Genomic DNA, 12,613 nt, shown 5'->3' on the forward strand with positions numbered 1-12,613 from the left:
GCCTGTATCCTTTGGTAGCCCAGCATAGGCCGGTCCCATCTTACTGGCGCTATCGAAGCCCAGCCCCGCGACAACCATGCATTGGAACGCCAATGCCGCCCGATCGAAGTCGGATACTGGTTTCCCGGCAAGCACCTTCAGCGCGACGGCTCCGCCGCTCGTCACCATGTTGGCAAGGTGGAAAAGACCCTTACTGTAGGCGTCCCGAATCCCTGCCGGCACTTGTTGCCATTCGACCGACGAGATCTTCGCCTTGTCGAGGGCTTCGCTGTATTTGAGGCCCTTGCGGACGTATCCGAGAGTCGCGTTGACGAGCGCGCCGAGATCCGCACGAACTTTGGCGTCGCTTTGATGCGTGTCCTGGGCCAGCGAGCGAATGCCCGGATCGGCCGTCATGTCCAGCGAGCCCAGCCCCTTATTGTAGTCCATCCCATAATGCGCCTGCATCTGGGTCGCGGTCAGCCGATCGATATGGTTCGGCGACATGAAGCCATCGATGAAATGTCCCAGCGCGTCGGCGGCTCCTTGCGAATAATACTTCAGATCCGCAGGCGTCATCATGCTCTGCAGCAGCCCGTACTCGCGCATATGCAGCCGAACGGCGTCGCCTGCCTTGACGCCATGCGCCGTCGCGGTCTTAAGAATGCCTCCGTCCACGACATCGGACTTCATGGTTTCGAGAAGCATCTGCCGGATCGGGGGCGTGTCGTAGATCTTCTGCGCCATGGCCGGAGCGAAGGTGTTTCGCATCCAGCTTTGAATGGCAGGGTCGTTCTGTAACCGATCGATCCGCATATGGAACGATCGTAAGGTCTCCTTGTCGTTCGTGAAGACCGCCTTCGGACTCTTCTGCGCGACCTCTTCCTTGAGCCCGACATAGCGTCCGAGGCTCGACTGGAGATCGTAGAGGTAACGAACCTTTTGTGCCGGCGTCAGATTGACGCCCTTGCTCCACAAGCAATCGGGATTAGACTCGAAGTGGTTGTCGATCCGACCGATCTGCTCAAGCAGGACCTCGTTCTGAAGTCCGTCGACCTCTTTCATGAGCCCGTCCCATTTAGGGGAAAGCGCCGAGAGCGGTGGCAGAGGGCCGTTCGTCGTCAATGGAAGAGGCGCGATCGGCCCGCGCCCGAAGGGGTCCCTCGGGTTCGGTCGGCCAGGCCCCACCGGACCCTTCATGCCCGGCTGCGGATGCGGCCTCATGGACGGTGGGTATTGAAACGCCCGGGCATGGCCGCGGGGGTGGGGCGCCGCGGAGTCATGCCCCTTGTGCCACCCCGGCCAGTTCGGCGGGGGCATGTGATTGCGACCCCATTTCGCGCCGTCGACCCCGGCCGCCTCGGCGCCCTGGGGCGTGACGGCCAGCGCGGTGGAGCGATCGTGGTGACCGGGAAGCGCCCGATCGTCCGTCTTCGATACACCGAGCTGAAGCGCGGAGCCGGAAGGGACGTCGGTCCCGCCCTGCCCGACCGAAAGCTGGGTCCGACCCGGCATGTCCGTGTTGGCGTCGCCCGAATGTTGTCCAGCGCCGCTGGACCCCTCCTTAGAGTCGCGGCCGTGAAGGCTCGCCCGCTCGCCCGCCGATCTCGGCTTCGCCGCCTCACCCGAATGCGGCGGAGACTGCGGGGAAGCCGCTGTCGCGGACGAGCTGTCCGCCGACTGCCGGCTCTTTCCCTTAGCCGTGGAAAGCGAGGATTCGAAAGCCTTCTGCGATGTCGGGGAGCACGTGTCCGAGGTTCGCGGTGTCGTCGTCAGAATGTTGCTCATCAGGGCTCCGATGCTGAACACAGTATTGGCTCCTCCCGACCAAGTTCAAACTGAAACCGAGAACAGCCATGACGGTGTTCGGGGCGATTTCGACTCTGCATCGAGGCCTAACAGTCCTGCGCAGCCAAGGCGAGCCCGCCTGGCCGCCACTTGCGCTGTTTGAGGCGATGCTGCTGTCGATCTGGTACGACGGCGATGTCACGTTGTCTGCATATACACGCGTTGAGACCTGCGGCCGCTGATGTCAGCTGACCATGGCCACGGCTTTCCATTCCGCCATGGCCTGCAGGCGGTGAATTTGTGTCGCGAGAGCGGAGCGTTTTGAGCGAGGCGGGACGAAGAGATTGCGCAGAGCCGAGAAGATCGAAACGAAGCGTTGCAGTGCTCCTGGTGATCGGAAGCCTTGCATCATACGCTCCCGTTTTCGCAGCGGCACATGTGCATTCTCCGCCCGGTTGTTCAATCCCTTATGCGACCGATGCTCAACGTCCGGCATCACCTGTCGCCTGGCTGCTCCATAGGCCTAATCGGCCCGAAGCTGCGATTTTGGCCAAGTTGTGGAACGTTGCCGGAACGGATTGACCGGTATGGGTGAATTCACTCTTGCAATAGGAAGTGGATGTATGGGTTTGCGCGTTTCGTCCATCAGCGCGACCGTTCCGGGCGAAGCCGATCCGCAACACCGCCAAGAAAGGATTCCAGGAAGCGTTGCCGCTCGGAGCGCACTATCCGCTCCATCTCCTTGCGGCGCCAAGCTGCCAGATACGAAACCGCGTCGGAGACCGGGTCTCTCGGAAGCGCTTCCCGCAACCGACGGTGACATGAGAGCGGTGAAGTGGCGCCTGTGGCATGGGCGGGTCGATCGCGCGATCACCGATCTGGAGCAACTCTTGGAGAGGGTGAAGGCTTCGCAAGCAGATAGGTGGTCGCTCCACGGTGCTCACATGCTCATGCAGGTCAGGACGGCAGATCTCAACGGCGAGCTTCGCAATCGATTGCGGGCACCGTACCGACAGCCAGAGCCGAACGTGCCACCATTCAAGCCCAAGCCGCCTCTCCTTAGCGCCGCCTAACCCCAGAGAAGTTACCGGTCTCGGGGTGGGACTGATATACCGGCGCTCCTGCGCCAAGTCGCCATTGGTAGCGACCGAGATGCCACAACTTGCATTCACGGCTTCACCTGTATGAGCCGTGCGCCAGCGAAAAACATCGCGCCCGACCGCGCGGTTTAGACCTGGGGCGTGATGTCTTGTTGCGGGGTCGAGCCGCCGTTAAAGAAGTTCTTGGCCTTCTTGAATTGCTCGGTTGAGTTCTTATTCACTATCTCCTGCAAGTTTTTGTAATCGGGGCCGCCTCTGCGGATTCGGCGAGTCTGAAGGATGTTGGTAACCTCTCTATAGCTTATGTCGACGTTGACATAATGTGTCGACGAGCAAGAGGATTTCAGTTCAAGGAAATACTGATTGAACTCGATTTGTCGCAGAACAATTGCTCCGTAGTCGTAATATCCGCCTGCCCCGTTATCGAGAAGGTAGCTTTGATAGGTGCATGTCAGAGCCTTGTACTGCTGCGCCTTGCTGTTGGCACTGAAGGTCAGGTTGCCCATCTCCGTGAGGAAGGACTGGAAATCCGTTAGCAGAGACGCCCCGTCAGTGACGATCGCCTTCGCGATCAAGGAGAGGAACGTGGCTGAAACGGAGGTGCCAGCAAGCTTGTTTGAGTAACCTTTCTGTTTTTGCCCTTCGATCGAAAGATTGGGAATGTTGCCCACAACATTCGTCCAGGTGTTGATATCAAGTTTTTTCTCATCAACGTTAGGAAAATGGGTATGCATGTAATCGTGAATGAGCCCTCCTATAGCCAGAAGGTTGTCCTGATTTTCATTCATGATGCCGCTGTACGCCGGGTCATCGGTCTTCTGACCAATGAGGTGAAACTGTACGGCTCCTTGACCGTTGGCGATCGTTCGGTCACTGGGGCGCGCAGCACCTGGCTGGGCCAAAACCAGGGGCTTGGCGCCGAAAAACGCGCTCGCCGACTCATAGTTCTTGTCCGAATAGCTCTGTTCATGCCCTTGAAAATTCGCTGCGACCGCGTTCAACATGCTTATCTTCCTTTTCTGAGCGTTGCTGTGAAAAGCCGCAAAGTGCCTGGAGTGCGTAAACGCTTGAGCATCAGGTGATCTTTGCGTGTCTTCACTGGCTGTATACTAGTTTTTTCCGATCCCCACCTTTGCGTCAGGCAGACCTTTCTCTGCGCGCCGCCATTTTGCGATAGCGGAGCGGCGAGAGCCCATGGATCGCCTTGAAGGCCGTGGAGAAATTGTTGCTGTTTTCGTAGCCTAAGGATTCAGCGACCTCGGCCACGCTTTCATGCCCGCTTCGCAAACGGGCGGCAGCCTCCATCATCCGATAGTGCCGGAACCAGGTCATAGGCCCGCAGCCAAAGGCAGCCTCGAAGCGGTTAACCAGCGTTGTCTTGTTGGTCCCGGCTATGCGCGCCAGTTCGCCGAGGGCGATCTGCTGATCGACTCGCTGTGCCAGCAGAGCGCAAGCCTTCTGAATGAGGGGGTCGGCTGAGAAGAATAGCGGTGCAGAACGCCGCGCGATCTGAGCGACGCAGGCAGTCAGTCTGCTCACAACTTCCTGCTCGATCAGTGGCCACAACAGGTAATCGGAATACCCGTCGGAGAAAACCGCCTCTCGGTCCAGCCTGTCTTCGGAAACCAGAGCTAGTTGCACCAGTTCGGAAGGGAGCTTCGCATGACCGTACCCATGTTGCTCCCATTCGCGGCAATCGATGATGACGATTTGCGCGCAGCGCCCCGGCCGCAACGAACGGTGCTCAAGAATATCGATCTGCCGCACTTCGTTGGGCAGAATGCCAAAGATCCGAGAACTCGCAATTTGTGCCAAACACTTACCTGCCAACGGGTCGGGGCCAAGATACGCGGCCAGAATCGATGCATGCACCTCGGTAACACCCTGAGAACATGGCCTGCGAAGGCCTTGACGCGGCCGAACGGCGGTCGAAGAAGGTGGGTCTTGGTTTGTGTAGTTGGGTGGAAGTGTGAATACCTTCTTCACAGCAGATGCTCGCTCGACGTCGGCGCGCGTCGGTTTCACTGAGTTGGCAGCGGAACCAGCATCGTGTCCCGACGGACGAGGGGGTAATGAACTGGCTCGGTCCTGAGGATAGGGCCAGACTTCGATCGCATCACGCTTCTTCCCTTGGCGAAGCATCAGCCGTTTGCCCTCTCATTGTCGATGGATGCGCCAACTCTGTTCCCGCCGCCGCTGCAGCGGCAATCTTGTGGCGCAACCAGTGATGCTCTGGGTCGCGATGGCAGCGCTCGTGCCAAATTAGCCCAACCTCGTAAGGCGACAGTTCCACCGGGGGATCGAGAATCGCTAGGGGGAGCAAGGCGGCGATCCGTGTCGCGACGCGGTGTGGCACAATCAGCACCAGATCGGTCGCCGCGATGGCCACAGCAGTCGTCAGGAGATTGGACACCAGCACCGGATCGCGATCTTGGAGGTGTAAATTGGCCAGATCATCATGTACCCGGCCGAAGCCATCCTTCGAATCCGAGCCAATGGCGGCGTGGCGCAGGGCAGCGAAGGTCTCGATCGTCCATTCCTGCGCCAGGGCTGGGTGGTCGCAACGTAGCAGGCAGGCGAAGCGGTCAGTATAGAGCCTGCGCCGAAAGAAGCCCGGTGGCGTGCCACCGGTCTGCCCAACAGCCAGATCGATCTCGCCTTGCTCAAGCCGCCGGAGCGCGCCTGTTAGAAACGAGCCGGTTACGATGTCGAGATTAGGCGCGTGCTCGCGCAGGAGGGGTAGGAGAGGCGGCAGCAAGATCAGGGCTTGATGGTCGGGTATCGCCATTATTGTCTTTGATCGCCTTTCCCCCTGGCGGTTCACCATCCCGCGGAGCGCATCCAACACCGGCGGCAGCATTTGGGCCAACCGTTCGGCCTGCGGCGTCGGGACCAAGCCGCTCGAGCCGCGAACCAAAAGATCGTCCTTGAAAATGCCACGCAGCCGTGTCAACGCTCGGCTCATCGACGGTTGGCTCAAGCGCACGTGCCGAGCCGCATGCGTGACGTTGCGGTGCTCCAGCAGCGCCTCAAGAGACAACAGTAAGTTCAGGTCAATGGACGCCAGCATTTTCTGTTGCCGTGCGGCGCGAGCGCCCTCGACAACCAGTCGTGGCCGCTCACCCGTCTTTGAAGAAATCTGCCGACGGCAAGAGAGCTCACCCATGTCTTTTTCCTCTTGTTTTAATATGGAAGAATGTGCTCAAGCTAACGTCTTGAGATCTGGCGTGCGGTGTGGGTCGATGCTGCTTAGCACATCAACGATGTCGCCAACCGGGTTGGTCGACATATTCATACACGGTTGTCTCGATCAGCGAAGCGATGACAGTCGAATGCTCGACACCGACGGACCCGGCGACCAGAGCCCTTATTGCGGATCGGCTCAACTAGTTTGACGAGTGGGCGCAGCCGCGAGTTCTTCGCTTGCCAGCACAATCGGCTACAATCCAACTGTAGTTGGTCGGTTCATCGCCATCGGGCTTACCACAGCACATTAACCAAGCCTCGCCGCGGCGAGGCCGGGATGCTGCCCTGATTCACTTGGTCGCGATCAGCCTCATACTGGCAAGTCCGCCGCCTCGAGTTTGGCGAGAAAGCCGCTGCACCATCGATAGACATCGTGGCCTTTGAGACTGTTCTTCATTGCGCTCCAACGGTCTTTCCGTTCCTCTGGTGACATGCGAAATGCCTTTTCCGTGGAGGCCGCCACAGCCTCTGGGTCATAGGGATTGACGAGCACCGCTCCCTCCAACTGGCCAGCGGCGCCGGCAAATTGCGAGAGCACGAGGACGCCCGGATTGCTTGGGTCTTGCGCAGCCACGTATTCCTTCGCCACCAGGTTCATGCCGTCGCGGAGCGGCGTCACTAGACCAACGCGTGCCATTCGGTAGAGGCCGGCCAGTTCCAGCGGGCCATGGGAACGATTGGTGTAGTGTACTGGTACCCAATCGATGGTTCCAAGTTCCCCATTGACACTTCCCACCAGTTCGGCGATGTGCTTTTGCAGCGCTAGATAGGCCGGTATTTCCCCGCGGGATTTCGGGGTAATCTGCAGCAGTAGCGTCTTGCGGACGCGATGACTGTTACGATCAAGGAAATGGCGAAACGCCACAATGCGCTGATCGATGCCCTTGGAATAATCCAATCGGTCGACACCAATGGCGACGTCACAGCCAGCGGTCTTCTTGTAAACTTCCTGCAGATCCCCGTCGCGCGTCGCTAGCTTTGCGAGGCTCTCGAACTTGGCCGTGTCGATACCGATTGGAAAAACCCCGCAGCGAAACTGTCGCCCTTTGACTAGGCAGCTACCGTCTTTCATGAGACGCCCTAGGTTTCGGCGGCTTAGACATTCGGCGAAGTTGTTAAGATCGTCGTCGGTTTGAAAGCCGACAAGGTCATAGAACGAAAGCGCTTCCAGTAATTCTTCGCAGAGCGGCACGGTGGCGAGGATGTCCGCCGGCGGCCATGGTATGTGCAGGAAAAAGCCGATCCGGTTGCGGCAGCCGCGCTCGCGCAGTTCTTTCCCTAGAGGGATCAGGTGATAATCTTGCACCCATATGACGTCGTCCTCGCGGTGGAGCGGCATCAAAGATTCTGCGAAGAGTCGGTTGACGCGGTAGTATCCTGACTTTCTCGCGTCGTTGTATTCGGCGAGGTCGACACGGCAGTGGAAGACCGGCCAAAGAACCCTGTTGGCGAAGCCGTAGTAATATTCGTCCAGATCCTTCTCCGAGAGATCGGCAAGGGCATAGGTGATGCCGTTGGCCTCCTGCATCGTCGGTGACACCTGTTTCTTCTCGGCTTTCACCTTCCCCGACCAGCCCATCCAAAGGCCGCCTCGTTGCTTGAGCGCAGCGTTCAGCGCAATGGCCATTCCGCCCGGGGGCACTGACCCGTGCTCGTCGGGCAGCGCAACCCTGTTTGACACGATGACCAGTCTACGATCTCCACCGTCCCCACCGACACTCATAATGTTCTTCATGATCACTCCTGTTGCCCGCCAGCTTTTTGGCTTTGATCACAGCCAAGTTAGGGACGGTCATCAGGTGGGACAATCTCATTAGGCGTATGGCAGAATAGCGGATACAAATAGGCACTAAGCGGGGCAGGAACTGAGCTCCCAAAGCTTCGGTTTTGGATCATGTTTTTCCTGATTTAACTGAAAGCGTGGGCCGATTCCCTACGACCACTAGTGTGGCAGACCGGCGCCTCCGGGTTCGCGATGAGCGCATCATCCATCATCCTCCCAACGGTCCCAGAGCTTTGTCACCACGTGACGTTGCCCCCAGTTTCTATCCAGTTTTGAGTTCGTTTCCGGCGTGGGTTGTGCCCTGCTGGGCGGGTGAAGCGACGGGCGCTGGCGCGGAGCCTTTGGCATAGCGCAGCGCGAGCGACCGTCGCGGATTGAAGGTGCTGGCGAACTCGGCCGGGGTCTGCCAGGCGATTTGGGAGTGCGGCCGCGCGGTGTTGTAGTCGGCGTGCCACAGGGCGATGGCTACGCGCGCCTGAGCCAGCGAGGTGAACAGCGTCTCGTTGAGCAGTTCATCGCGCAGTCGGCCGTTGAAGCTCTCGATGAAGCCATTCTGCATCGGCTTGCCGGGCGCAATGTAATGCCATTCGACGCGGTTCTGATCCGCCCAGGCGAGGATGGCGTTCGAGGTGAACTCGCTGCCATTGTCGCTGACGATCATCCTCGGCCGGCCCCGCTGGTGATGAGCCGGTCCAATTCGCGGGCAACCCGCATGCCCGAGAGAGACGTATCAACGATGAGTGCCAGCCACTCTCTCGTGCAGTCGTCGACGACGGCCAGGATGCGGAAGCGGCGCCCGTCGGTGAGCTGGTCCGATACGAAGTCGAGCGACCAGCACTCGTCGGGCCTCAGCGGCACCAGCATCGGCGCCCTGGTCCCGATCGCCCGCTTGCGGCCGCCACGGCGGCGAACGGCGAGCTTCTCCTCCCGATAGAGCCGGAACAGCTTCTTGTGGTTCACGACCAGGCCCTCCCGCCTCAGCATCACGAGAAGACGCCGGTAGCCGAACCGGCGACGCTCTTGCGCGATCGCCTTCATCCGCTCGCGAACGTCGCGGTCGTCCGGCCTGCTGGTCTCGTAGCGAACCGTCATGCGGCAACAGCCGATGGCTTTACACGCCCGCCGTTCGCTCATCCCTAAGCCTTCCTTCAGGCGAGCGACAGCTTTCCGCTTGGCCGCGGGCGGGAAAAAGACGTCGCGCCGCTGCATAGTCTGGCGCCTGACGGTAGATCACGCAATCGCGCACGAAATCGCATGCCTGCGCGGCCGCGCGCCTGACCGAGAAGCCATCATCCGAATAGGCGCGTTCCATCGCCGCGCGATGGATCTCTATTCAAGCAAAGAAGGCGCGGTCGGCCGGAGCCCAGTCGCCTGCGTCGGGCACACGGCCACCAAAGTCCTGCTTGATTTCCTGGTCCAGCTCATCAAGCCAATTCAGCCATATCCGTTTGAATATCTCGTTCTCGGTGCGACGTAGCGCGTCCCGCGTGAAGTTCGTCCGCTCACCTTCCGGGCGTGTCAGGCCCAAATGAAGAGGCAGGATGTCGACTGTGTTTGGGCTCAGAACCTCCTTCCCCCAGACCGCATGGCCGCGGCTGGTTGAGAGCTTCTGGCCGTCGAGCAGGTAGAACTCATTCACGTGATAGCGGATGCGCGGCGTCCAGTGGGAGAACACCTTGGCATAAAGAGCGGGGTAGAGTAGCGCGTGGTAGAAGGAACTGTCGAAACCCAAGAAATGGACGATCTGCCAGTCATTGCTGGGCGTCGCCGCATTCCAGTCGCGACCAAACCTTCCGCCGGCGGCCGATTTATAACGTCGCCGTCATCTTGCCGCTAGGGCCAATAGGCGGGCTCCGCACCGGAAATTAGGGACGGCCGGCAACCCAAGTTTACGGACTGTGGCGCGGAAACGGCTCTTGCCACCTCCTCGCAGCGCGAGTCTGAAAAAGATGCCTTCGGAAGGCGCGGCCTCCAGGAGGTCTCTCCCGTCTTGCGGAAGATCGAGGCGAGATTCGGATGCCTTCTTCACTCACTCGAGGCGCAGCGCTAAAGACGGTCACACAGCTAGGTCGGGGACATGTATGTGGCCCATCCTGCAGCATCACGAGCCTGACGATTTTGTCCTCGCGCCGGCAAGACGCATTCGGTCAGCAGCTTTGTCGAGGCTGCCGTCAGGAGGTTCGGGAAGGAGATATTCCGGGAAGGCGAAGGCGTTGACGAGGTGGGCCGCAACGCAGGAACAACCTGGCACTGATCCAAACAGACAAACGTTTGTTTCGGGCCGTACCTCTGCTCCCATGATTTGCTCAAGAGAAAATGTCGCCGACCCGGTCGTAGTCTGCATCCTCATGCGGACCCAGCTCTCCTGAAGTAGACGACATCTCATGCCAATCTTGGCGGCAACCGTCGCGATCATACAGTTTGGACTGCCACTCCGCGATGGAGACAAGTATGTCGACATCTGGTCGCGTCAGGTATGACGTATTGAACTTACGCCGCTTGCTTTCGCCGAATGCAAGATTGCCGTTGCGGAGAAGCCCCTTTAGATCCTGTCGTCAATGTCCGCATTTGCCTCCATCCACCGCCGGTTGTCGAGTCCGTGACAATTGTGCTTGGCCGGCCGGACTCTCAACGCGTTGAGCAAAGATGCAGATCTGAGCCTTTTTTGTAGTTGGCACAACTTTTGATAGGACCGTTGAGGGGCAGCAGGGGCTGTCCACCGATCTTGTTGTGGTGGGTGATGTCGAAAATTCCAGTTTTGTCATTTAACTTCTTTGGGACCGAGCGTGTTGATGCGCCCGCTTGGAAACTATGAAACGTTTCCCCTTCCATGGGCGCGGCGCCACTGGTCGCGACGTACTCGCCTTCACTGTCCGCCACTGGAGCCGGCAGCCGGTGCGGCTCGCGATCATCATGGCTGCGATGCTTGCCTCCACGCTGGCTGACGTGCTGATGCCGGTCTATTCAGGTCGTCTCATCGATGCTGTTGCAGGTGGCGCTGCTGTGGCAGCACCAGCCTGGCATTCGGCCCTTGCAGCCTTCTCTGTACCGATTGCGCTTGCGCTCGCTGCCATTGCCATGCGCCACATCGCCTTCATTGGCCTGAACGACCTTTTGCTGAAGATGATGTCTGATGTCGCGAACGAAGCGTTCTATCATGTCCAGCGCTTTTCGACAGACTGGCATGCGAACAGCTTCGCCGGCTCGACAGTGCGCAAGATAACGCGCGGCATGTGGGCGCTCGACCCCCTAAACAGCACAATATTGGTCGCGCTGTTCCCGTCCTTTATCATCTTGGTAGGTTCGACGGCGCTGCTCGGCTGGCACTGGCTGGTCATGGGGCTGATCTTTGCTTGCGGCTCTCTGATCTATCTTGCCTTTTCGATTTCGCTGTCGCTCAGCTATGTCGCGCCGGCGGCGAGCCTTGCCAACCAATCGGACACAAAGCTCGGCGGCGCGCTTGCGGACGCGGTCAGTTGCAACGCTGTGGTCAAAGGCTTCGGCGCCGAGGTACGCGAAGACGCGCGCCTTGCAAATATCATGACCAAATGGCGGCACCGCACGCGCAGGAGTTGGGTGCGCGTGACGAACATTGGCTCAATCCAAGGCGTCACTTTGGTTGCGCTCAGGGTGGCGGTGATCGGATATGCCCTGCTTCTGTGGTCGCATGGACAGGCAACGCCTGGCGAGATAGCCTATGTACTCACGTCCTTCATCGTCCTCCAGGGCTATCTGCGTGATGCCGGCATGCATGTCCGCAACGTGCAACGCTCAGTTAATGATATGGAAGAACTGGTGGCCATCCACAATCAGCAGCTGGATGTTGCCGATCGTCCAGAGGCCAAGCCGATCCGGATCACGACGGGCCGCATCGATTTCCAGAACGTCCACTTCCGCTACGCCAACCATCCCCTGCCGCTCTATAGCGAATGTTCGCTGTCGATTGAGGCTGGCGAAAGGGTTGGGTTGGTTGGGCCCTCCGGTTCCGGCAAGACAACATTCGTGAAGCTCATCCAGAGACTCTACGACCTGAGCGGCGGCCGGATCCTGATAGACGGTCAGGACGTCTCCGAGGTGACCCAAGAGTCCCTTCGTTCGCAGATCGCGATCGTGCAGCAGGAGCCTATCCTGTTTCACAGGTCGCTTGCCGAGAACATCGCCTATGGCCGGCCTGGCGCGAGCCAGGCCGAGATTGAGCAAGCGGCACGGCTGGCCAGTGCGCACGACTTCATCGCGCCCCTGCCGAAGGGCTATGGGACATTGGTCGGCGAAAGGGGTTTGAAGCTCTCCGGCGGCGAGCGCCAGCGCGTGGCGATCGCGCGCGCCTTCCTCGCGAACGCGCCGATCCTTATCCTGGATGAGGCCACATCGAGCCTCGATTCGGAATCCGAGGTGCTCATTCAACAAGCGGTGGATCGGTTGATGGTGGGTCGAACGACACTCGTCATCGCACACCGGCTGTCGACAGTCCGCTCGCTCGATCGGCTGCTCGTCTTCGATCGTGGCCGCATCATGGAGGACGGCGATCATGCCGCGCTGATCGATCTCGATGGTGGCATTTACCGCCGCCTCTTCGAACGGCAGGCGTTGGAACTAGCGAAGGGCCTGGCCTGAGCTCCAACCGGGTTGCGCGATGCGCCGAGCCGTTGCCGGAGAGGCGTGTGGCAGTGAGGCCTTACCGACGAGCCGGGGGCGTTACGGCCGGCAAAACCAGCAC

General features: G+C 59.6%; 7 protein-coding genes and 4 pseudogenes. 2 read left to right on the plus strand and 9 right to left on the minus strand.

The window, feature by feature from the left end:
• Window positions 1-1,044 (minus strand): hypothetical protein (locus tag EN749_RS19120; RefSeq protein ID WP_145990947.1); only part of this gene is annotated, 1,044 nt, incomplete at its 3' end.
• 791 nt (window positions 1,045-1,835) lie between these two features.
• Here EN749_RS19120 and EN749_RS37755 point away from each other — a divergent pair.
• Window positions 1,836-2,009, plus strand: coding sequence for a hypothetical protein (locus tag EN749_RS37755; RefSeq protein WP_189367590.1), 174 nt, complete (start codon window positions 1,836-1,838; stop codon window positions 2,007-2,009).
• Window positions 2,010-2,011: 2 nt separating this feature from the next.
• Here the strand turns inward: EN749_RS37755 and EN749_RS19130 are convergent.
• The 8 genes and pseudogenes from EN749_RS19130 to EN749_RS19170 form a co-directional block, all read right to left on the minus strand.
• Window positions 2,012-2,308: pseudogene (locus EN749_RS19130) on the minus strand (DDE-type integrase/transposase/recombinase); the annotation flags it as partial.
• A gap of 687 nt (window positions 2,309-2,995) precedes the next feature.
• Window positions 2,996-3,871, minus strand: a complete 876-nt coding sequence (locus tag EN749_RS19135) for a hypothetical protein (RefSeq protein ID WP_095488480.1) — start codon at window positions 3,869-3,871, stop codon at window positions 2,996-2,998.
• Between the two features lie 133 nt (window positions 3,872-4,004).
• Window positions 4,005-4,739, minus strand: a complete 735-nt coding sequence (locus EN749_RS19140; RefSeq protein WP_128363721.1) for an AraC family transcriptional regulator — start codon at window positions 4,737-4,739, stop codon at window positions 4,005-4,007.
• 244 nt (window positions 4,740-4,983) lie between these two features.
• Complete coding sequence (locus tag EN749_RS19145) at window positions 4,984-5,937, minus strand: LysR family transcriptional regulator (RefSeq protein WP_189367592.1); 954 nt, start codon at window positions 5,935-5,937, stop codon at window positions 4,984-4,986.
• A gap of 486 nt (window positions 5,938-6,423) precedes the next feature.
• Window positions 6,424-7,848, minus strand: a complete 1,425-nt coding sequence (locus EN749_RS19150) for a trehalose-6-phosphate synthase (RefSeq protein WP_245330015.1) — start codon at window positions 7,846-7,848, stop codon at window positions 6,424-6,426.
• Between the two features lie 310 nt (window positions 7,849-8,158).
• Window positions 8,159-9,078 (minus strand): annotated as a pseudogene (locus EN749_RS19155) (IS3 family transposase); the annotation flags it as partial.
• 151 nt (window positions 9,079-9,229) lie between these two features.
• Window positions 9,230-9,661: pseudogene (locus tag EN749_RS38865) on the minus strand (class I tRNA ligase family protein); the annotation flags it as partial.
• 516 nt (window positions 9,662-10,177) lie between these two features.
• Window positions 10,178-10,312, minus strand: a pseudogene (locus EN749_RS19170) (aminocyclopropane-1-carboxylate deaminase/D-cysteine desulfhydrase family protein); the annotation flags it as partial.
• A 395-nt stretch (window positions 10,313-10,707) separates the two neighbouring features.
• On the opposite strand from EN749_RS19170, the gene EN749_RS19175 reads away from it, so the two are divergent.
• On the plus strand, window positions 10,708-12,510 hold the full coding sequence (locus EN749_RS19175; protein ID WP_095517146.1) for an ABC transporter ATP-binding protein: 1,803 nt from the start codon (window positions 10,708-10,710) through the stop codon (window positions 12,508-12,510).
• Window positions 12,511-12,613: the final 103 nt, after the last annotated feature.

The sequence above is a fragment of the Mesorhizobium sp. M7A.F.Ca.ET.027.02.1.1 genome, from assembly GCF_004022985.1.
Lineage (GTDB): Bacteria > Pseudomonadota > Alphaproteobacteria > Rhizobiales > Rhizobiaceae > Mesorhizobium.

Bases quoted from the DNA above. Each gene is read 5' to 3' on its own strand.
- EN749_RS37755 (WP_189367590.1), top strand. From the start codon at position 1,836: ATGACGGTGTTCGGGGCGATTTCGACTCTGCATCGAGGCCTAACAGTC.
- EN749_RS19135 (WP_095488480.1), bottom strand. From the start codon at position 3,871: ATGTTGAACGCGGTCGCAGCGAATTTTCAAGGGCATGAACAGAGCTAT.
- EN749_RS19145 (WP_189367592.1), bottom strand. From the start codon at position 5,937: ATGCTGGCGTCCATTGACCTGAACTTACTGTTGTCTCTTGAGGCGCTG.
- EN749_RS19150 (WP_245330015.1), bottom strand. From the start codon at position 7,848: ATGAAGAACATTATGAGTGTCGGTGGGGACGGTGGAGATCGTAGACTG.
- EN749_RS19175 (WP_095517146.1), top strand. From the start codon at position 10,708: ATGAAACGTTTCCCCTTCCATGGGCGCGGCGCCACTGGTCGCGACGTA.